Raw genomic sequence first — 19,856 nt, forward strand, 5'->3', positions numbered from 1 at the left:
TATCCGGAAAAATTTCGCAAGACGCCGGATTTCGGCGAGATCGGCGGGTTGCGCCGTTCCCGATCTGAATTACCGTATCGCAATTGCATTTTCATAAGGGGACATGAATGAACAAGACGCCGACCCGGCTGGCCATGGCGCTGGCCGTTTCGCTGACGCTCGCCGCATCCGTCGCCCATGCCGCCGGACCGATGGCGCAGGCGCCCGCCCGCCCGGCCTCCGACGTGACGCGCATCGCCATGCCGTCCAAGCAGGTGGCGCCGGCCTTCAAGCGCAAGAAGGTGCGCCTGGTGACCGACGAGACCGCCGGCACGATCATCATCGATACCAACAACAAGTATCTCTACTATGTCGAGGGCAACAACCGCGCCACCCGTTACGGCGTCGGCGTCGGCCGTGACGGTTTCGGCTGGTCGGGCGTCGTCAAGATCGGCCGCAAGTCGGAATGGCCGGACTGGCGGCCGCCGAAGGAGATGATCGCCCGCGAAGCGCGCAAAGGCCACAAGATCCCGGCCTTCCAGGAAGGCGGCATCGACAATCCGCTCGGTGCCCGCGCCATGTATCTCTACAAGGGCGGCCAGGACACCATCTTCCGTATCCACGGCACCAACCAGCCATGGACCATCGGCCTCAACATGTCCTCGGGTTGCATTCGCATGATGAATGCCGATGTCGAGCACCTCTATGCTCGGGCGCCCATCGGCACGAAAGTCATCGTCGTCGGTCCCGGCAACCGCCAGGGCAAGGTCGCCTTCGAGGATCGCGGCGTCGATATCCTGCGCAACCTGTTCGGCGGCGGCTGAACCTGCCTTTCACGCGAGCCCTCTCCCCGTACGCGGGAAGAGGGGACTTGCCCACCGGCCGTTCGCTCCTGCCTGATCCAAACGGCAGGTGAATGAGGAGCAGCTACCCGTTCAATTCGCCAGGGCGAATTGCTGGCGGGGCGAGCAGGCGATGGCCGCCGTGGCGCTGGCCAGTGGTTGCGGCGCGGCATTGCCGCGGGCGGAAGGCGGCACGCGAAAGGCGGTCAGGTCGTAGCGGCCGCGATAGAGACCGGCGTCGCCGGCCTGCCGCTGCAGCACGGCGGCGATTTCGACCACATCCATGCCGAGATCGCCATAAGCACGGGCGAGGAGGCGGATCTTCATCGTCCGGTCGTCGGTCCAGTATTGCGACAGCATCTGCGAGGTCAGGTCCAGATGCCGCAGGCTCTCCGGCACCCCGGCCTGGCGGGTATCGATGGCGCCGCGAATATGCTCCAGCCGGCCGCCATCCTGATCGTTGAACTGCAGTTCGAACGAGGCCGACAACGCCGCGTCATCGGCGGCGCAACTCAACCGGTCGCCGGCCAGCGCCGGGGACAGGCCGGCGGCGAACAGGCCGGCGGCAAGAAAAATGGCTTTCCGACTGCCCATGGCGATCTCCGGTTCATGGTGCTTGAACCGCCATGATAGCAGCGACCTTCCTCTCTTCGATTAAGCCGATCGCTCGGATACGATTCAAGTTGCGAGGGATTTTTCCGGCAGGCCGGCCGGGCGCGGGCCGCCATAGGCCCAGTCGAGAAGCTGGACGGTGTGCAGCATCGGCGTCGCGGTCGCTGATGCGATCTGCGTCATGCAGCCGATATTCCCGGCGGCGATCACATCCGGGCGCGTGGCCATGATGTTCTTGACCTTGCGCGCCTTCAGCCGGTCGGAAATCTCCGTCTGCAGGATGTTATAGGTGCCGGCCGAGCCGCAGCACAGATGCCCCTCCGGCGGATCGCGCACAACAAAGCCGGCGGTCTTGAGGAGTTGCTTGGGCAGCGTGGTGATCTTCTGGCCGTGCTGCATCGAGCAGGCGGAATGATAGGCGACCGTCAACCCCTTGGGCGGACAGACGGGCAGGTCGAGCGTCGCCAGATATTCGGTGACGTCCTTCGCCAACGCCGAGACCCGCGCCGCCTTTTCGGCATAGGCGGGATCGAGGCGCAGCATATGGCCGTAATCCTTGATCGTGGTGCCGCAGCCCGACGCCGTGATGACGATGGCATCCAGCCAGCCCGCCTCGATCTCGCGCGTCCAGGCATCGACATTGGCCCGCGCGAAGCCGAGCGCCTGCTCCTCCCGGCCCATATGATGCACCAGCGCGCCGCAGCACCCCTCGCCTTGCGGCGCCACCACCTCGACGCCGAGGCGGGTGAGCAGCGCGATGGTCGCGGCATTGATGGCGGGATCGAGCACCGGCTGGGCGCAGCCGGTCAGGATCGCCACCCGCCCGCGTTTTTCGCCCCTGGCCGGATGGCCGCCGGCTCGTGAGAGCGACGAGGCGGCCGGCACGCTTGCCGGGGCCAGCCGCAGCATGGCGGCGAAGGGTTTGAGGCCGGCGCGGTCGAACAGCGGCGCGAGCGGCCGGCCGAGACGGGCAAGCCGCAGGGCGGCGCGGAAGCGCGCCGGATAGGGCAACACCATGGCGAGCACGCCGCGCACCAGCCGGTCGGCGAAGGGCCGCCTGTAGGTCTTTTCGATATGGATGCGGGCATGATCGACCAGATGCATGTAATCGACGCCCGAGGGACAGGTGGTGACGCAGGACAGGCAGGAGAGGCAGCGGTCGATATGTTTCGTCACCTGCGCGTCCGCCGGCCGGCCGTTTTCCAGCATGTCCTTAATGAGATAGATGCGGCCGCGCGGACTGTCCAGCTCGTCGCCGAGCGTCACATAGGTCGGACAGGTGGCGGTGCAAAAGCCGCAATGCACGCATTTGCGCAGGATCTTTTCCGATTCCGCGACCTGGGGATCGGTCAGCTGGGCGGCGGTGAAATTGGTTTGCATCGTCTCTCGCCTTCGACTCGTCAGCCCATCTTGCCCGGATTGAAAATGCCCTGCGGATCGAGCGCGGCCTTGACCCGGGCCGACAGCAGCGCCACGCCCGGGGCCTGCGGCTCGAAGGCCGGGGTGGCGGCGCGGGCGGCGGGGGATGCGCGCAGGAGGGTGGCGTGGCCGCCGCCCAGCGCTTTCATATAGCCGCGCAGCAACATCGCTTCCGGATCCGATTCCATGCGCATCCAGACAAGGCCGCCCTGCCAGTCGTAATAGGCGTCGACGCCGGTTTCGAGACGCAGCGCCGCGACCAGTTGATGGCCGGCGGAGGGGCCGACGGAGACGCGCCAGAGGGGACGCGGCGTGCCATCGGCATAGGGGTGGATATCGCGGACTTCCCGCCAGAGGCGATGGCTCGCCTCGCCGTCCAGCCGCGAGACCGGGCCGTAGGCGGCCATGACAGCGGCCAGTTTCTCCATGCGCAACGCCACCGAGGCGGCGAGGCCCTCCAGGCGCAGCACGGTGGCCGCGCCATCGGCCAGAACACCGCCGGCGAAGCGGCCCTTGACACTTTCCGGCAGGTGGGCGGCGCCGGAGACCTCGACCGGCAGCGCCATGGCGGCTGCCATGGCATGGGCGGCCTCGGCATCGTTGAGGCCGGAAATCACCAGCGTTTCCACCGCCTTGCCCACCGGCAGCACGCGAAATGTGACTTCGGTGAGGAAGCCGAGCGTGCCATGCGAGCCGGCAAGCAGTTTGACCAGATCAAGGCCGGTGACGTTTTTCATCACCCGGCCGCCATTGGCGATCGCCTCACCGCGGCCGTTGACGAAGCGGATGCCGAGGAGGCTGTCGCGCGCCGCGCCGGCCACGAAGCGGCGCGGGCCGGAGACGTTGGCGGCAAAGACGCCGCCGATGGTCGGCTCGCCCTCGGTGCCCATTGCAGCGCGGTGATCGGCGGGCTCGAAGGCGAGCATCTGGCCGTTTTCGGCAAGTGCCGCCTGCACGTCTTCGACTGGTGTGCCGGCCTTGGCGGTCATCACCATTTCGGCCGGATTATAGGCGGTAATACCGGCGGTCGCGCGCGACGAAAGCACCGTTTCCGCTGCCACCGCATTGCCGAAGCCGGCGCGGGTATTACCGCCGCAGACGCCAAGCGGGGCGGAACGGGCGGCGTGGTCACGGACGATGTCGCAGGCTTCCGCCTCGGTTTGCGGACGAAGCATCATGCCGCCGACCGGCCGTCAAGCGGGAACACCTTGGACGGATTGAGCAGCCATTGCGGATCGAAGGCGGCACGCACGGCCATCTGCTGGTCGAGATCGGCTTTCTTGTATTGATGGGTCATCAGGTCACGTTTTTCGATGCCGACGCCGTGCTCGCCAGTCAGGCAGCCGCCGGCATCGACGCAGAGCTTCAGGATCTCGTTGCCGGCCTGTTCGGCGCGGGCGGCGTCTTCGGGGTCGTTGGCGTTGAACAGGATCAGCGGATGCATGTTGCCGTCGCCGGCATGGAAGACATTGGCGACGCGCAGGCCGAGACGGTCGACGATCTCCGACGTCTTCTTCAGCACATGGGAAAGCTGGCTGAGCGGCACGGTGCCGTCCATGCAGATGTAATCGGCGATGCGGCCCGTCGCGCCGAAGGCGGATTTGCGGCCTTTCCAGATCGCCGCCGCCTCGGTCGCCGACTGGCATTCGCGCACCGTCTTCACCCCATGGCGGCGGGCGATCTCGACGATGCCGGACAGCATTGCTTCCATTTCCGGCTCCGAACCCTCGACCTCGACAATCAGCAGCGCGCCGACATCGAGCGGATAGCCGGCCTTGGCGAAGGCTTCGCAGATCTCGATCGCCGGCTTGTCCATGAATTCGATGGCGACCGGGATGATGCCGGAGCCGATGACATCGGCGACGCAGGAACCCGCCTCTTCCGAGGTCTCGAAACCGAACAACACCGGCCGCGCGCCCTCCGGACGGGCGATGAGGCGCACGGTCGCCTCGGTGACGATGCCGAGCTGGCCCTCATGGCCGCAGACGAGGCCGAGAAGATCATAGCCGGCGCTATCGAGATGCTTGCCGCCGAGTTCGATCACCGTGCCGTCGATCAAGACAAGAGTGACGCCGAGCAGGTTGTTGGTGGTGACGCCGTATTTCAGGCAATGGGCGCCGCCGGAATTCATGCCGATATTGCCGCCGATGGTGCAGGCGAGCTGCGAACTCGGATCCGGCGCGTAGAAGAATCCCTCCGCCATCACCGCCTCGGAAATATTGAGATTGGTGACACCCGCCTGCACCGTGGCGCAGCGGTTGGCGAAGTCCACATCGAGGATGCGCGTCATCTTCGACAGGCCGATCACCACCGCATCCTCCTGCGGAATGGCGCCGCCCGAAAGCGAGGTGCCCGCGCCGCGCGGCACCACCGGAATGGCATATTTGTGGCAATAGCGCAGAACCGCCGCCACCTCTTCCGTGGTGCGCGGCAACGCGACGGCCAGCGGCAGACGGCGATAGGAGACGAAGGCGTCGGTCTCGAACGGCACCAGCTCGCGCGGCTCGTGAATCAATCCATCCTTCGCCAGCAGATCGGCGAGATCCGCGACGATCTGTCGGCGACGCGCCAGGATGGCCGGCTGCGGCTCCAGAAACCGAATGAAACCGCTCATCTGGCCTCCCGCCATAGTCCTTGAGCCAACTGGTATTTTTCCTTTACCACTTCACCCACGGCGGCGCAAATGCTAAACACTTTCAACCATGCGGAATAAATGGAGCGCCGGCTATGACGAAATTCGAGGATCTCGACGTCTTCGCCCGCGTGGTGTCGCTGGGCAGCATGTCGATGGCGGGACGGGCGCTGAACCTGTCGCCGGCGGTGGTTTCCAAGCGCATCAAGCGGCTGGAGGACCGGCTGGGCACCAGACTCCTGCAGCGCACGACGCGGCAGATTTCGCTGACCGAGGCGGGACAGGGGTTTTACGAGCGGGTGCTGTCGATCCTCGCCGGCATCGACGAGGCCGAGTCCTATGTCTCCGGCCGCTCGGCGCGCATCCAGGGCATGCTGAAGGTGACGGCGCCGACCTCCTTCGGCCGCATGCATGTCGCGCCGCATCTGAAACCCTTCCTGGAAACCCATCCGGACCTGTCGCTGCACATGGTGCTCTCGGACGATTTCACCGACATCGTCGGCGGCGGCTACGACCTGGCGATCCGCATCGCGGAGCTTGGCGATTCCAGCCTCGTCGCCCGCAAGCTGGCGCCGGTTCGGCGTGTGCTCTGCGCCACGCCCGACTACATCTTCGCCCATGGCATGCCGGAAAGCGTCGAGGATCTGCGCCACCACCTGTGCCTGCGCCCGCACAACAACGATGTCTGGAAACTGGAGGGACCGCGGGGAGCGGTGACCTACCGGCCACAGGAACGGCTGATCACCAATTCCAGCGAAGTGATCCGCGAGGCGGTTTTGGCCGGCATGGGCATTGCGCTGCGCTCCACCTGGGATATCGGCCCGGAGCTGAAGAGCGGCCGGCTTGTGCGGGTGCTGCCAGAGCTGGAAAGCTCGCGCAACGTCGCCGTTTTCGCCGTGTATCCTAGTCGCCAGTTCCTGCCGGCCAAGGTGCGGCTGTTCATCGATTATCTCAGCGCTCTCTACAGCCCGGTGCCGAACTGGGAGCGTTAGCGATCTCGCTTCGGCTGGTCATGCCCTAGGCGGCGGCTCGACCGCGCGTTTTCACCGGGCTGAACAGGCCGTTGATCGCCCTGGCCGCCGCCGGTTCGAACCAGCGGGACGAGGCGATGGACAACCCCACGGCGGCAGCGATCGCCACCGGCAGGAAGACGTAGAAATTCATGACCTGCATCGGCTCCAGCACCCGTCTCCAGCCGATATTGAGCAGCAGCGAGGCGACGACCGGGTGAATGAGATAAAGGCTGAAGGACGCCAGCGACAGACCGTCCAGGAAACCGAGATAGCCGGAAGCCAACGGAGCCTGGCGCTCGGCGACCGCCGCCAGGAAAATCGCCAGGGACAGCAGGGCCAGGGCCGGATATCCCGCCGCCATGCCGTTCCACATCATAACGATGACAAGCGTGAACACGCCCCAGACCACGGCATGATTGGCCCAGGCAAGCCGTACCCGGCGCGAGCCTATGGCGATGACGGCGCCGATGGTGAAATCCACGAAGGCGCGATAGGCGCCCCAGGTATCGGCCAGATACCATTCGTCGAAGGGCATGACGCCCGCCGCCACCATGCCTTCGACCATCAGGATCGACAGGGCGGCCAGCGCGACGAGCCCCGTCAGTCCGCCAAAACGCCAGGCGAGAATGGTGACCGGCAACAGCAGATAGCATAACCATTCCGCCGAGAGCGTCCAGCCGACATAGTTGAAGGTGAGTTCTTCGGTGAAGCCCCAGCCTTGCACGAGCAGGATATTGGCCGGCAAGGCGGCGAAATCGTAACGGCCGGGCGAATGCGAGGTGACGACACCGAAGTGAACGAGCATGCCGATGCCGACGAAATAGACGAGCGTGGCCGCATACAGCGGATAGATGCGCACAACGCGCCGCAAAAGGAACTGCCAGTAGGAATTGCGCTCGACAAGCAGTCGGTCGCTATAGCGCTCCATGATCAGAAAGCCGGAGACGATCAGGAACATGTCCAGCAAAGGCATCAACGACAACAGCCTGACGGTCCCCGCGAGCGCGCTCGGCGGGCCGTAGCTGAGGAAATGGAATATCATGACCAGAAGGGCCGCCATGACCCGCCAACTGCCGAGAATACGAAACTGCACGCCACACGCCACCCGCGAAATACGATCTTCGACAGGGCATATCATTCTTTCTCGCCGCCTTTGCAGAAATCGCGCCGCAACGTTAACGTGGCGAAGCGGCAAGGCCCGCCGCTGACGCACGGCCGATCCGGGCCGCCATTGACATGGCTGCCGGAATGCTCTTGTTTCCGAACGACTTCGGGCGCAAAACGCTGGCTTGATGGCCATCACTATCAGAGGTAACGGCGTGACCGATGAGAACCATCCGCTTTTTTCCCGCGTCGAGCACAATCGCACGGCCGACGGCGTGGTTCACCAGATCGAGACGCTGATCCTCGATGGCGTGCTGCGCGACGGTGACCGCCTGCCGGGCGAACGTGATCTGGCGCAGCGGCTCGACGTCTCCCGCCCGATCCTGCGCGAGGCGTTGAAGGAGCTGGAAACGCGCGGCCTGCTCGCCAGCACCCATGGCGGCGGCACCTTCGTCGCCGATATCGTCGGCCAGATCTTTTCCCGGCCGCTGGCCGAGCTGATCGCCCGCCATGAACGCGCCACCCAGGACTACCTCGACTATCGCCGCGAGATGGAGGGGCTGACGGCGGAGCTTGCCGCCCGGCGCGCCACCGCCACCGACCGGGCGATCCTGACGGCCATCGTCGAGCGCATGCGCGCCGCCCATGAAAGCGGCAGCTTCGAGGAGGAACTGGCCACCGATATCGAGCTCCACAACGCCATCGGCGAGGCCGCCCACAACATTATGCTGATGCATACGCTGCGCGCCTGCTACCGGCTGCTGACGCAGGGCATCTTCTTCCACCGCCAGATGGTGTTCAACACGCCAGGCGCACGCGACCGGCTGCTTGGCCAGCACGTCGCCATCCACGACGCCATCCTCGCCAGCGACCCTGCCGCCGCCCGGCGGGCGGCCGAGGCTCACATCGACTATATCGTCGAGACGATGCGCGAGACGCAGCGCAACGGCGAATGGGCGCGCATCGCGCGCCTGCGTCTTCTCCAGCGCGAGACCCGCGCCTGACGCCACCCGGCCCGGCCGTCGCTCTCATCCGGCCTTGCGCGGCGATGTCGCAAAACGGACAGCGGCCAGCGGTGCCGACTTGCCCTCGGCGATTTACAGTCTATACAGAGAAACCGGTGCACAATTAAAATTCGCGACATTCTGGCGACCACGCCAGCTTGACGCATATTTACCACAAGATCATGACAGAGGATCGTCCCGAACCGCCAGTGAAAGGCCTGACCTGAATTGACCATTCTGACCCGCATCGCTTCCGATGTCCGACTGATGTTCCGGCGCCCTCCGAGACAGCAATACGGCGCGCTGTGCTATCGCCTGAATCCGGAAACGAACGCGGTCGAGGTTCTGCTGCTGACGAGCCGCGACACCGGCCGCTGGGTCATTCCCAAGGGCTGGCCGATGGCCGACAAGGCAGCCTATGAGGTCGCCGCCCAGGAAGCCCTGGAGGAAGCCGGCGTACTTGGCACGGTCGGCCACGATACGCTCGGGCATTTCGACTACAGCAAAGGCATGAAGGATGGCTTCGCCGTCGATTGCCGGGTACAGGTCTATCCACTCGCCTTCGAGGATTTCGCCAAGAAATACAAGGAGAAGGGCCAGCGCAAGCGCGAATGGTTCCGCTTCGACACCGCCGCCGGCAAGGTCAACGAGCCGATGCTGCGCCAGATCATCCTCAATTTCGGCCGGACGCTGACCCCAAGCCCGGCCTGACCCCCCTTCCGGAACCCGCCGGCCTTTGATACCGGTGGCATCATCCGCGGCGGCGCGGCGGGCGGTTTCTCCGTCCGTATTGCAACGCCGTCGCTTCCAGACAGTTATAACGACCGGACGGCACGCGCCCTTGCGTGCCCGTTGTCGCCGGAGGGCGAACGGATGGCACCGAAACCCGTTGAGCGCACCAAGAAGACGCTGGACAAGGATCTCGACAAGCTGACCTTCGTCGACGACGCGGCGCGATTCGCGCTGCGCCGCTTCGGGCCGCTGGGCGCGGCCGTGCTGTTCACCGCCTTCGCCATGCTGGTCGCCGGCGTCTATGTCTTCCATCAGCCCGCCGCCGTCGTCGTCGTCGCCGCTTCCGCCCTCTGCGCCTACATGGCGATGAACATCGGCGCCAACGACGTCACCAACAATGTCGGCGCCGCCGTCGGCGCCCGCGCCATCACCATGGCCGGGGCGCTCATCATGGCCGCCGTCTTCGAGATCCTCGGGGCGACGCTGGCCGGCAGCCGGGTGGTGGAAACCATTTCCGGCGGCATCGTCTCGCATGCCTCGGTCATGGATGCGCAAACGCTGACCTGGATCATGATGGCGGCGCTGGCGGCGGCGGCCATCTGGCTCAACTTCGCCACCTGGCTGAACGCGCCGGTCTCGACCACCCATTCCATCGTCGGCGCGGTGCTCGGCGCCGGGATCGCCGCCGGCGGCGTCGATTTCATCAACTGGCACGGCATGGCGATGATCTTCGTGAGCTGGGTGATCTCGCCGCTGATGGGCGGCGTCATCGCCATCGGCTTCCTGTTCCTCATCAAGGAAACGATCATCTATCGCGACGACAAGATCGGCGCCGCCTGCCATTGGGTGCCGATCCTCATCGGCGTGATGGCCGGCAGTTTTACCGCCTTCCTGGCGATCCAGACACAATATCTGCATGGCCTTTCGGTGATCGGCGCCACCGTGACCGGCATGGCGGTGGGGCTGCTGAGCTGGGTATCGGCGAGACCCTTCGTGCGCGCCCAGGCGGCGGGGCTGGAAAACCGCAACAGCGCGCTGCGCGTGCTCTTCCGCCTGCCGCTGATCGGGGCTGCGGCGCTCTTGTCCTTTGCCCATGGCGCCAACGACGTGTCCAACGCCATCGGCCCGCTTTCGGCGCTGGTGCATGTGACCATCGAATCGCGCGACATCTCCGCCGCTGTCGGCGTGCCGGCCTGGGTGATGGCGATCGGCGCGCTCGGCATTTCCGTGGGGCTGTTGCTGTTCGGGCCGCGCCTCATTCATCTGGTCGGCGAGCAGATCACCAAGCTCAATCCGGCCCGCGCCTTCTGCGTGGCCCTGTCCTCGGCGGTGACGGTCATCGTCGCCTCCTGGTTCGGCCTGCCGGTCAGCTCGACGCATATCGCCGTGGGCGGCGTCTTTGGCGTCGGGCTGTTTCGCGAATGGTATACCCGCCATTCCCGGCGGCGGCTGGAATACCTGCGCGCCAAGGCCGGGGCGGTGGAACTGGTCGAGCGCGAGGAGCGCAATCCGGACGAGACGCGCCGCCGCCGGCTGGTACGCCGTTCCTACCTGGTCGGCATCGTCGCGGCCTGGGTGATCACCGTGCCGCTTTCGGGTGCGCTTGCGGCGCTGCTATATTGGATTATGGTGGCGCTGTTTGTGTGAGTTTGTTTTGACGCATTTCCGGACGGAAAACCGTTTTACACTTTTCCTGGAAATGCTCTGGCCGGAAAGTCTTTTATGCGTGCCAATTTCAGAATGCAGCGGCTTCATGTCGAGACGGACCTGCGCAAGGACGCGCCCGTCGAGGCCGACAAGGAGCAGTTCCACTATCTCGCCAATGTGCTGCGCGCCGAAGCCGGACAGGACGTGCTGCTGTTCAACGGCCGCGACGGCGAGTGGATCGCCAGGCTCGCCTTCCCGACCCGCAAGCGTATCGAGATGACCCCGGTCGAACTGGCCCGCCCGCAGCCGCAGCCATCCGACCTGCATTATCTCTTCGCGCCGCTGAAGGTCGGGCGGCTGGATTACCTGGTGCAGAAGGCCGTGGAAATGGGCGCCGGCCTGCTGCAGCCGGTGATGACCCAGCATGTGCAGGGCAAGATCACCAGCCTGGACCGGCTGGAGGCGAATGTGATCGAGGCGGCAGAGCAATGCGGCATCCTGTCGATTCCGCGCGTCGCCGCTCCCGTCAAGCTGCGCGACCTGCTCGACAGCTGGCCGCAGGACCGGCGCATCATCTATTGCGACGAGGGCGATGCCGGGCAGAACCCGCTACCGGTGCTGGCAAACGTCAAGGAGCGCAAGCTGGCATTGCTGATCGGGCCGGAAGGCGGCTTTTCCGAGGAGGAGCGGCAATGGCTTCGCAGCCTCGATTTCGTCACCGCCATTCCGCTGGGGCCGCGCATCCTGCGCGCCGATACCGCCGCGGTCGCCGCCATGGCCGTGGTGCAGGCCGCCATTGGCGACTGGCGCTAGCTTTCCTATCTATGCGCCGGGATGGCTTCGCGCCGAGGGCCCAACCCATCGTTTTTTTTGAACATCTGTTGAAGGAATTTCACTTGCGCCGTCTATCGATCCGGTCCAATCACCGTCACGGTCTCTTCCTGCGGGAAGCGATGAAGGCTTCCGCATCTCTTCGTTCACCGCAACTGCGCACGCAAAACCGTTTCGCACTTTTGCCGGATCTGCTCTAAGGTTCCCCCATGGCCCGCGATACCACCGACGATACACCGATCAGCACGACCAGCGAACTTGCCGCCTATCTGGCCTCGGGCGCAAAATCGGAAACGCAGTTCCGTCTCGGCACCGAGCACGAGAAATTCGCCTTCTTCATGGCAGACAACAGCCCTGTCCCCTATTTTGGCGAAGCGAGCATCTCGGCGCTGCTGAACGGCATGCAGGCCAGGCTCGGCTGGGAGCCGATCATGGATGCCGGTCATATCATCGGCCTCGCCGCGACCTCGGGCGGCGGCGCCATCTCGCTGGAACCGGGTGGCCAGTTCGAGCTTTCGGGCGCGCCGCTGGAAACCCTGCACCAGACCGCGGACGAGACCGTCGAGCATCTGGAGGTGCTGCGCACCGTCGCCGAGCCGCTCGGCATCCGCTTCCTCGGCATCGGCGGCAGCCCGAAATGGACGCTGGCGGAAACGCCGCGCATGCCGAAATCGCGCTACGACATCATGACCCGCTACATGCCGAAGGTCGGCCGTCACGGTCTCGACATGATGTACCGCACCTGCACGATACAGGTAAACCTCGACTTCTCGTCCGAGGCCGACATGGCGAAGAAGATGCAGGTCGGCATGAAGCTGCAATCGCTCGCCACCGCACTCTTCGCCTCCTCGCCGTTCACCGAGGGCAAGCCGAACGGCTATCTCTCCTGGCGCGGCGAAATCTGGCGCGACACGGACAACCAGCGTGCCGGCCTGCTGCGCTTCGCCGTCGAGGACGGCTTCACCTTCGAACATTACGTCGAATGGGCGCTGGATGTGCCGATGTATTTCATCGTCCGCGACAACACGTATCACGACTGTACCCATGTCACCTTCCGCCAGTTCATGAACGGCGCGCTGAAGGGCGAAGTGGCCGAGTGGCAACCGACGCTCGGTGACTGGACCAATCATCTCTCCACCCTGTTCCCCGATGTGCGCCTCAAGCGCTTCCTCGAAATGCGCGGCGCCGACGGCGGTCCGCTCTCGCATATCAGCGCCCTACCGGCCTTCTGGGTCGGGCTGCTCTATGACGGAGCCGCGCTCGAAGCGGCGCGCGAGTTGACGAAGGGCTGGGATTTCGAGGCCGTTGCGGCGTTGCGCGAGGCCGTGCCGACGCAAGGCCTGACGGCCGTGATAAACGGCCGTCCGCTGCATGCGGTCGCCGCCGACGTGCTGGACATCGCCCGCGCCGGTCTCAAGGCGCGAGGCCGCCTCGACGCGCAAGGGCGTGACGAGACCATCCACCTCGCTCCCCTCGACGAAATCGTGGCGACAAAGACCAGCCTCGCCGACAGCCTGCTCGCCAGCTATGAGGGCGACTGGAACCGTTCGGTCGACCCGGTCTTCAAGACCTGCCAGTATTGAGGCCGAAGCGGCGGCAAATTGCTGTGTCCCGTCCACAAAAAAGCAGGGCGGGGGCATTTCCGCCGTGGTCTTTCCCGCTATAGTCGTTCTGTAACCGATATTGCGGGAAGGACACTCCGATGCTGCCTCTATTCGACCTGATGATGCGTGCGCAGAACGGCGCGGCGACGGACGCGATGGCGCGGCAGTTCAATCTCGCGCAGGAGCAGGCCGCCAAGGCGATGGCGGCGCTGATGCCGGCCTTCTCCTCCGGCCTGAAACGCTCCGCCGCGACGCCTTACGATTTCGGCGCGCTGATGAAGACATTCGCCTCCGGCGACTACACCCAGTATTTCGAGGATATGAGCCGTGCCTTCACGCCTCAGGGCATCACCGCCGGCAACTCCATCCTCGAACAGATCTTCGGCTCCAAGGAGGTGTCGCGCGCCATCGCCGCCCAGGCCGCGCAGATCACCGGCATCGGCCAGGAGATCCTCAAGCAGATGCTGCCGGTCATGGCCGATATGCTGATGGGCGGGCTGCAGAAGCAGACCGCCGGCCAGATGAGCGCCGCCAATCCGTTCGGGGAGGCCATGCAGCAGGCGACCCGGAAATGGCTCGAGGCCACCGGCTTCGCGCCGAAAAAAGCGGAGCCGACGATCTTCGACAATCCCTTCACGCAATCCATGCAGGCGATGTTCTCCGCCGCCACCGGCCAGCCGCAGCAGGCCACCACCAACCCCTTCACCGACAATCCCTTCGCCAAGGCATTCCAGGAGTGGATGACCCCGCCCGCCGCCGCCAAGCCGGCCGAACCCTCCGCATCCGCGTCCGAAGCGCCGAAACAATTCACCGACCTCGTCAACGCCATGTTCGATAGCGGCCTGGAAGTGCAGAAGAACTACCAAAAAAGCCTGGAATCGATCTTCGACACCTATCGCGCCAAGGACGGCGGGGAGACGTAAGCCTCTCCTCCGATAGGCATAAAAAACCCGGTGAAGGCGGGATACCTTCACCGGGAAGAGGCAGGGTTTATTGGCTATCACCCTGCGGGGAAACGATGGGCGGCCCGAAGGATGGCCGGAGTTTTCGGCTCAGCGCGGGCGTTCCATGCGGCGGGCACGCGCCCGCGCCGAGCCTGCGAGGTCCGCGATGGGATCCTCGAAGAAGGTGGACGTGCCGGCGCGCACGAGATCGTGGCGCGTCAGGCCGATGTCCAGAAGCTGATGGTCGTCCAGTTCCTGAAGGCGATTGAGTTCCAGGCGGGCCTTCACGGCGCGGACAACGGCATGGGCCAAAGCCCAGGGGCTCTGTCGACGGATTGTGGTCGACGCCCGGCTCAGGGAGGGAGACAGGATCCGTTGTGTCGTGCGCATCGCAATCGTCCTTTCGTCAAGGCATGAGAAATCGGTCTCCGCGGACGCGGTGCATCCGGGGAGTTCAGACCGAGCGGCGCAGGCAGGGTTGCACCGCGACTGTCCTTTTGATTTGTTCCGATGTTCTCAAAAAGCCATTGATCAGTCCAACGAATGTTTCTAATATCAATCATCAACCGCTCTGATAGGTAACCCCGATGTCCGCCCCGCTCGATATCGACCAACTGCAAACCTTCATCGCCATCGTCGATACCGGCAGTTTCACCAAAGCCGCCGAACGGGTGTTCAAGACGCAATCGGCGGTGTCGATGCAGATGCGGCGGCTGGAAGAGCGGGTCGGCAAGCAGCTTTTTGCCAAGGATGGCCGCGGCGTGCGCCTGTCGGGCGAAGGCGAGAAGCTGCTCAACTATGCCCGCAAGATGATCCGGCTGAACAACGAGGCGATCGCCGCCTTCGACGACAACCGGTTGGAAGGCACGCTGCGCATCGGCACGCCCGACGATTATGCCGACCGCTACATGCCGGAAATCATCGGCCGTTTCGCCAAGACCCATCCGAATGTCGAACTGTTCATCGTCTGCGAGCCTTCGGTGGATCTGGCGGAGAAAATGAGCCGCGGCGAACTCGACATCGCGCTCGTCACCCACAATCCGCGCGAGCGCATTTCCGAGGTGGTGCGCACCGAGCCGCTGTGCTGGGTCAGTTCCGCCAACCACCCCTTGAGCGAAGACGCCCCGGTGCCGCTGGCGGTCGGGCGGCGCGATTGCCAGTGGCGGCAGCTTGCCTGCTCGGCGCTGGACGGCGTCGGCCGCGATTACCAGGTGTTGTTCACCAGCTGGTCCTCGACCGTCGTCGCCGCCGCGGTGCTGGCCGGCATGGCGGTGTCGGTGCTGCCGGAATCGGCGCTCAGGCCGGGCATGCGGGTGCTGAGCCAGGCGGACGGCTTTCCGCCGCTGCCGCCGGTGCAGATCGGCATCATGAAACGGCCGGGTTTTTCCTCATCGCTTATGGCGGCGATCACCAACCACATCACCGCCTGCCTCGACAACATCACCCCGGCGGCAGTTAATGACGATCTCGACGGCGGGCTCAGGATGCGGATGCGGGCCGGGCAACTGATGCCGGGTTGGTAAGGCAAACTTCATGAGCGACACGATGATCTATCGTGGCGGTTGCCTGTGCGGCGCCGTGCGTTTCGAGGCGACGGGACCAGTGGAAAAGCCGCATAGCTGCGCCTGCGAATTCTGCCGCCGCCATACCGGCGCGCCGGCCGCCTATTGGGTCGAATTTCCTCGAGCGCGGGTCGCCTGGACCGGCGCGGCCGGCAAGCCGGCCACGTGGCGCTCGTCGGACTATTCCAGCCGCGCTTTCTGCCCGACCTGCGGCAGCTCGCTCGGCGCCATCGACGACGCCCCGGTCGTGGCGTTGCTGATCGGCGCCTTCGACGATGCTTCGCGGCCCGAATTCCTGCCGGAATACCACGCCTTCGAGGACGACCGCCCTGATTGGTATGCCGCCGGCAAACATCTCGGTTGAGTCCCGTTTCCATCGCATTTCCGGACGGAAAACCGGTACCCACTTTTCCTGGAAATGCCTTAGCTGAAGGTGATCCACACCAATAGCCACAGCCACATCAGCCCGAGCATGGCATAGCCGAACAGAAAGGCCGGCATGCGCCAGCGCAGGCGGTTGCTGGTCACATGCACATAGGCATGGACATAGCGGCTGGCGACGAACAGCCAGGCGAGGATGAGGGCGACCTCGTTGTCGGCCTCGGCGATGAACAGCGCCAGGCAGCCGATATGGAACAGCACCGGCAGTTCGAACTGGTTGGCGATATTGTTGCGCACGCGCAGGCTTTCGGTCGGCTCGTCGCGTATGTCGCGAAAGGCGGAGACTTCGACCTCACCCGCCTTCACCAGCGCCGTGCGGCGGCGCAGCAGCAGGAAATACAAGCCATAGACCAGGCCCACATGGGCGATCATCGGCGCGAAAATTGCCGTGGTGAATGTCACGTAAGCCTCCGGAATCACATGGCGCGCGATCGCGCACGGCGATCCTTATCGAAAATCGCGCCACGGGGAAACCGTCTCCCTCCGCAAGAGCCAGAGAAACCGGACAGGGGCGGATGCTCGCATCCCGTCCCTGCCCTTCAAAGCGCCGTTAGAGCGTTTTCGCTTTTCTTCGAATCGCGAAGGCACTCTATCTATTTGTTTTTACGCACTTCCGAACGCAACCGATATTCACTTTTCCTGGAATGCTCCAAACTTTATTTCTCTTCGGTCAGGGTCTCGGTGCCGCTGCCGTCCTTGCCGGTCAGCGTCCAGCTTCCCTCGAGAACGCCGCCGCCCTTGACCTTGTAGACGATCAGGCCGATCTGATCCTCCAGCATGTAGGCGGCGGCAAAGGCGTCTTCATGCAGCATGCACACGCCTTGCGAGGTGGTGCCACCGGTCTTCCATTCGATGACGCAGGTGGTCTCGCTGGCGAGCGTGATCGTCGCCGTGCCCTCATAGCTCGATCCGTCGAGATTGGTGCCCTTGACGGTGTAGGTGCCCGCATTCACCGTCTGCGCGGCGGCCGGAGCGGCCGCGCTCACGGCGAGAAGCGCCGCGAACAAAAACTTCTTCATCGATTTCCCCTTCAAAGCCCGCGCGCCACGCACGAGCGCCCGGATGCTAGCGGGTTTCCGGCGCTTTGAAAGGAACATATTTGGATCTGACAGAAATTTCGCGGCGGCTTCAAGCCGACGCTTACCGACGCTTAACGCCGCGGCTCCGGCCTTGTCACGCCGAGCCATCGCAGCAGCACGAACCGCAAGGTCAGCAGCAACGTGATGCAGAAGAAGGCCATCTTGAAGCTGGCGATCCAGGGCAATGCGACGGGCGCGTTTTCCATGATCCAGGCGGGCGGCTGCGCAATGCAGAAATAGGCGAGGCTCAGGGCATTCTCGGCATAATCGGCCAGCGCATAGACCAACGGCACGGCCAGAAGCGCGCGCATGTTGGCCGCCGTCAGCGGCTTGCGGAACAGGGTGCCGCCGGGCGCGAAGCGCTTGAGCAGCAGCATCCCCAGCCCGGCCAGCACCGCCGGCATGATGAGGTCCGGTCCGGCATAGATCCAGAACAGCAGCACGGCGGCCTGTGTCCGGTCCGGCTGCAGCAACAGATCCTTCAGCACATGCAGGTCGACGGGCGAGACGTTTCCGAACGGCACCAGCCAGATCGGATAACCGCCCGACGCCTGATGGAACCGCCAGCCGAGCCAGCACGAAGCGGCAAGGCAAGCGAGCGCCAGGCCGGCAAGCAGGAAAACCTTGCCGGCGAAGGACCTGTCGCCTTCCATCTTATACGGCACCCGGATAATTCGGACTTTCACGGGTGATGGTGACGTCATGGGCGTGGCTTTCGCGCAGGCCGGCGCCGGAGATGCGCACGAAGGTCGCCTTTTCCTGGAAATCCTTCAGCGTCGCGCCGCCGACATAGCCCATGGCGGCACGCAGGCCGCCGGCGAGTTGGTGCAGCACGCCCGAGACCGGCCCCTTATAGGGCACCTGACCCTCGATGCCTTCCGGAACCAGCTTCAGCGTATCGCGCACTTCCGCCTGGAAATAGCGATCGGCCGAGCCACGCGCCATCGCGCCCACCGAGCCCATGCCGCGATAAGATTTGAACGAGCGGCCCTGGTAGAGATAGACTTCGCCCGGGCTTTCGTCGGTGCCGGCCAGCAGCGAGCCGATCATGGCGGCGGAGGCGCCGGTGGCGATCGCCTTGGCGAGATCGCCGGAATATTTTATGCCACCATCGGCGATGACCGGTATGTCGGACTGGTGCGCAGCCTCGACGGCGGCCATGATCGCGGCGAGCTGCGGCACGCCGACGCCGGCAACGATGCGCGTCGTGCAGATCGAGCCCGGGCCGATGCCAACCTTGACGGCATCGGCGCCGGCATCGATCAGCGCCCTGGTGCCGTCGGCGGTGGCGACGTTGCCGGCCATGATGCGCACGGAATTCGACAGCTTCTTCACGCGGGAGACGGCATCGAGGACGCGCTGCGAATGGCCATGGGCGGTATCGACGACCAGCAGGTCGACGCCGGCATCGATCAGGCGCTCGGCGCGCTCGAAGCCGTCATCGCCGACGCTGATGGCGGCGGCGGCGCGCAGGCGACCCTGCGCATCCTTGGACGCATTCGGGTTCAACTGCGACTTCTCGATGTCCTTGACGGTGATCAGGCCGACGCAGCGGCCGTCGCCGTCGATGACCAGCAGTTTTTCGATGCGATGGGCGTGCAGCAGGCGCTTGGCTTCCTGCTGGTCGACGCTTTCCTTGACGGTCACGAGATTTTCCCGGGTCATCAGCTCATAGATGCGCTGCTCGGGATTGGAGGCGAAGCGGACGTCGCGGTTGGTGAGGATGCCGACAAGGCGGCCGGGGCGGCCGCTGGCGCCGTTCTCGACCACCGGAATGCCGGAAATGCCATGCGCCTTCATCAGTCCCAGCGCCTCGGCCAGCGTCGCATCCGGGCCGATGGTCACCGGGTTGACGACCATGCCGCTTTCGAACTTCTTGACCTGACGGACTTCCTCGGCCTGCTCGACGGGCGTGAGATTGCGGTGGATGACGCCGATGCCGCCGGCCTGGGCCATGGCGATCGCCAGCCGGCTCTGGGTGACGGTGTCCATCGCGGCCGACAGGATCGGCAGGTTCAGCTCGATATCCTGGGCGATGCGGGTGGAGATGTTCGTCTGGCCGGGCATGACCTCGGAATGTCCCGGCTGCAGGAGGACATCGTCAAAAGTCAGGGCTTCGAGCCCGGTTGCCGTTTCGATGATGCGTGCCATCGCCAAAATCCTTCATGGAAAAAGCCGATCCCCCGGAGCGAATCCTCGACCGGCGATCAACATTCGTTGCTTGGAAGTTGGCGAGGGCAGGTAACACGACTATGACAGGAAGGGAATAGCAAATCGGCTTTCCCCTTCGCAATTGCACCAAAGCGCCGCGCGCGCCGTCTTGGGCGGGTTCGCGCATCACGGCCATGCATGCCGATCGGCGGGAACTGTGAGGAGCGTCTCCCGTATTTTTCTTCCAGAATTGCGGCCGG

Annotated in this window: 20 protein-coding genes; 10 read left to right on the forward strand and 10 right to left on the reverse strand. The window is 64.7% G+C overall.

The genetic code is table 11. The annotated features are described in order from the left end of the window. Positions 1-107 precede the first annotated feature (107 nt). Positions 108-803, forward strand: a complete 696-nt coding sequence (locus tag P7F60_RS01690) for a L,D-transpeptidase (protein ID WP_277915968.1) — start codon at positions 108-110, stop codon at positions 801-803. A gap of 111 nt (positions 804-914) precedes the next feature. On the opposite strand, the gene P7F60_RS01695 is transcribed toward P7F60_RS01690, so the two are convergent. The 4 genes from P7F60_RS01695 to P7F60_RS01710 form a co-directional block, all read right to left on the reverse strand. Then, on the reverse strand, positions 915-1,415 hold the full coding sequence (locus tag P7F60_RS01695; protein ID WP_277915969.1) for a hypothetical protein: 501 nt from the start codon (positions 1,413-1,415) through the stop codon (positions 915-917). Positions 1,416-1,499: 84 nt separating this feature from the next. Continuing rightward, positions 1,500-2,813: a glycolate oxidase subunit GlcF gene (glcF, locus tag P7F60_RS01700; RefSeq protein WP_277915970.1), complete on the reverse strand. Its 1,314-nt coding sequence runs from the start codon at positions 2,811-2,813 to the stop codon at positions 1,500-1,502. A gap of 20 nt (positions 2,814-2,833) precedes the next feature. Further along, positions 2,834-4,027 carry an FAD-binding protein gene (locus P7F60_RS01705; RefSeq protein WP_277916492.1) on the reverse strand — a complete coding sequence of 398 codons (1,194 nt, stop codon included), beginning with the start codon at positions 4,025-4,027 and terminating at the stop codon, positions 2,834-2,836. Next, positions 4,027-5,466 (reverse strand): FAD-linked oxidase C-terminal domain-containing protein, encoded by a 1,440-nt coding sequence (locus P7F60_RS01710; RefSeq protein WP_277915971.1) that lies wholly within the window; start codon positions 5,464-5,466, stop codon positions 4,027-4,029. Before P7F60_RS01710 ends, P7F60_RS01705 begins: the two co-directional genes overlap by 1 nt. Positions 5,467-5,579: 113 nt before the next feature. Between P7F60_RS01710 and P7F60_RS01715 the strand changes: the two genes are divergently transcribed. Continuing rightward, positions 5,580-6,476, forward strand: coding sequence for a LysR family transcriptional regulator (locus P7F60_RS01715; protein ID WP_277915972.1), 897 nt, complete (start codon positions 5,580-5,582; stop codon positions 6,474-6,476). 25 nt (positions 6,477-6,501) lie between these two features. On the opposite strand, the gene P7F60_RS01720 is transcribed toward P7F60_RS01715, so the two are convergent. Then, entirely contained in the window at positions 6,502-7,590 is a 1,089-nt protein-coding gene (locus P7F60_RS01720; RefSeq protein WP_277915973.1) for an acyltransferase, read from the reverse strand. Between the two features lie 226 nt (positions 7,591-7,816). Here P7F60_RS01720 and P7F60_RS01725 point away from each other — a divergent pair, with 226 nt between their 5' ends. The 6 genes from P7F60_RS01725 to P7F60_RS01750 all read left to right on the forward strand — a co-directional run bounded on the left by P7F60_RS01725 (position 7,817) and on the right by P7F60_RS01750 (position 14,342). Next, entirely contained in the window at positions 7,817-8,605 is a 789-nt protein-coding gene (locus P7F60_RS01725) for a FadR/GntR family transcriptional regulator (RefSeq protein WP_277915974.1), read from the forward strand. A 228-nt stretch (positions 8,606-8,833) separates the two neighbouring features. After that, entirely contained in the window at positions 8,834-9,316 is a 483-nt protein-coding gene (locus P7F60_RS01730) for an NUDIX hydrolase (protein WP_277915975.1), read from the forward strand. A gap of 162 nt (positions 9,317-9,478) precedes the next feature. After that, positions 9,479-10,984, forward strand: coding sequence for an inorganic phosphate transporter (locus tag P7F60_RS01735; RefSeq protein WP_277915976.1), 1,506 nt, complete (start codon positions 9,479-9,481; stop codon positions 10,982-10,984). A 75-nt stretch (positions 10,985-11,059) separates the two neighbouring features. Beyond that, complete coding sequence (locus tag P7F60_RS01740) at positions 11,060-11,797, forward strand: 16S rRNA (uracil(1498)-N(3))-methyltransferase (protein ID WP_277915977.1); 738 nt, start codon at positions 11,060-11,062, stop codon at positions 11,795-11,797. A 227-nt stretch (positions 11,798-12,024) separates the two neighbouring features. Further along, entirely contained in the window at positions 12,025-13,398 is a 1,374-nt protein-coding gene (locus P7F60_RS01745; protein ID WP_277915978.1) for a glutamate--cysteine ligase, read from the forward strand. A gap of 119 nt (positions 13,399-13,517) precedes the next feature. Beyond that, entirely contained in the window at positions 13,518-14,342 is an 825-nt protein-coding gene (locus P7F60_RS01750) for a DUF937 domain-containing protein (RefSeq protein WP_277915979.1), read from the forward strand. A 129-nt stretch (positions 14,343-14,471) separates the two neighbouring features. Here P7F60_RS01750 and P7F60_RS01755 read toward each other — a convergent pair whose 3' ends face one another. After that, the gene (locus P7F60_RS01755) at positions 14,472-14,753 is read right to left on the reverse strand and encodes a DUF1127 domain-containing protein (protein WP_277915980.1); all 282 of its coding nucleotides are present in this window, start codon (positions 14,751-14,753) and stop codon (positions 14,472-14,474) included. A 197-nt stretch (positions 14,754-14,950) separates the two neighbouring features. Here P7F60_RS01755 and P7F60_RS01760 point away from each other — a divergent pair, with 197 nt between their 5' ends. Then, positions 14,951-15,886 (forward strand): LysR substrate-binding domain-containing protein, encoded by a 936-nt coding sequence (locus tag P7F60_RS01760; protein ID WP_277915981.1) that lies wholly within the window; start codon positions 14,951-14,953, stop codon positions 15,884-15,886. Positions 15,887-15,896: 10 nt separating this feature from the next. Beyond that, the gene (locus tag P7F60_RS01765; RefSeq protein ID WP_277915982.1) at positions 15,897-16,289 is read left to right on the forward strand and encodes a GFA family protein; all 393 of its coding nucleotides are present in this window, start codon (positions 15,897-15,899) and stop codon (positions 16,287-16,289) included. Between the two features lie 59 nt (positions 16,290-16,348). Here the strand turns inward: P7F60_RS01765 and P7F60_RS01770 are convergent, their stop codons facing one another. The 4 genes from P7F60_RS01770 to guaB form a co-directional block, all read right to left on the reverse strand. Continuing rightward, the gene (locus tag P7F60_RS01770; protein ID WP_277916493.1) at positions 16,349-16,738 is read right to left on the reverse strand and encodes an MAPEG family protein; all 390 of its coding nucleotides are present in this window, start codon (positions 16,736-16,738) and stop codon (positions 16,349-16,351) included. A 284-nt stretch (positions 16,739-17,022) separates the two neighbouring features. Next, positions 17,023-17,385, reverse strand: coding sequence for a hypothetical protein (locus P7F60_RS01775; protein ID WP_277915983.1), 363 nt, complete (start codon positions 17,383-17,385; stop codon positions 17,023-17,025). Positions 17,386-17,516: 131 nt separating this feature from the next. Continuing rightward, positions 17,517-18,098, reverse strand: coding sequence for a hypothetical protein (locus P7F60_RS01780; RefSeq protein WP_277915984.1), 582 nt, complete (start codon positions 18,096-18,098; stop codon positions 17,517-17,519). Position 18,099: 1 nt separating this feature from the next. Then, positions 18,100-19,596 (reverse strand): IMP dehydrogenase, encoded by a 1,497-nt coding sequence (guaB, locus tag P7F60_RS01785; protein ID WP_277915985.1) that lies wholly within the window; start codon positions 19,594-19,596, stop codon positions 18,100-18,102. Positions 19,597-19,856: the final 260 nt, after the last annotated feature.

Source organism: Rhizobium sp. YJ-22 (assembly GCF_029601685.1).
GTDB lineage: Bacteria > Pseudomonadota > Alphaproteobacteria > Rhizobiales > Rhizobiaceae > Metarhizobium.

Bases quoted from the DNA above. Each gene is read 5' to 3' on its own strand.
- P7F60_RS01710 (WP_277915971.1), bottom strand. From the start codon at position 5,466: ATGAGCGGTTTCATTCGGTTTCTGGAGCCGCAGCCGGCCATCCTGGCG.
- P7F60_RS01745 (WP_277915978.1), top strand. From the start codon at position 12,025: ATGGCCCGCGATACCACCGACGATACACCGATCAGCACGACCAGCGAA.
- P7F60_RS01735 (WP_277915976.1), top strand. From the start codon at position 9,479: ATGGCACCGAAACCCGTTGAGCGCACCAAGAAGACGCTGGACAAGGAT.
- P7F60_RS01760 (WP_277915981.1), top strand. From the start codon at position 14,951: ATGTCCGCCCCGCTCGATATCGACCAACTGCAAACCTTCATCGCCATC.
- P7F60_RS01740 (WP_277915977.1), top strand. From the start codon at position 11,060: ATGCGTGCCAATTTCAGAATGCAGCGGCTTCATGTCGAGACGGACCTG.
- P7F60_RS01750 (WP_277915979.1), top strand. From the start codon at position 13,518: ATGCTGCCTCTATTCGACCTGATGATGCGTGCGCAGAACGGCGCGGCG.
- P7F60_RS01775 (WP_277915983.1), bottom strand. From the start codon at position 17,385: ATGAAGAAGTTTTTGTTCGCGGCGCTTCTCGCCGTGAGCGCGGCCGCT.
- P7F60_RS01705 (WP_277916492.1), bottom strand. From the start codon at position 4,027: ATGCTTCGTCCGCAAACCGAGGCGGAAGCCTGCGACATCGTCCGTGAC.
- P7F60_RS01695 (WP_277915969.1), bottom strand. From the start codon at position 1,415: ATGGGCAGTCGGAAAGCCATTTTTCTTGCCGCCGGCCTGTTCGCCGCC.
- P7F60_RS01770 (WP_277916493.1), bottom strand. From the start codon at position 16,738: ATGATCGCCCATGTGGGCCTGGTCTATGGCTTGTATTTCCTGCTGCTG.
- P7F60_RS01765 (WP_277915982.1), top strand. From the start codon at position 15,897: ATGAGCGACACGATGATCTATCGTGGCGGTTGCCTGTGCGGCGCCGTG.
- guaB (WP_277915985.1), bottom strand. From the start codon at position 19,596: ATGGCACGCATCATCGAAACGGCAACCGGGCTCGAAGCCCTGACTTTT.
- P7F60_RS01690 (WP_277915968.1), top strand. From the start codon at position 108: ATGAACAAGACGCCGACCCGGCTGGCCATGGCGCTGGCCGTTTCGCTG.
- P7F60_RS01780 (WP_277915984.1), bottom strand. From the start codon at position 18,098: ATGGAAGGCGACAGGTCCTTCGCCGGCAAGGTTTTCCTGCTTGCCGGC.
- P7F60_RS01755 (WP_277915980.1), bottom strand. From the start codon at position 14,753: ATGCGCACGACACAACGGATCCTGTCTCCCTCCCTGAGCCGGGCGTCG.
- P7F60_RS01715 (WP_277915972.1), top strand. From the start codon at position 5,580: ATGACGAAATTCGAGGATCTCGACGTCTTCGCCCGCGTGGTGTCGCTG.
- glcF (WP_277915970.1), bottom strand. From the start codon at position 2,813: ATGCAAACCAATTTCACCGCCGCCCAGCTGACCGATCCCCAGGTCGCG.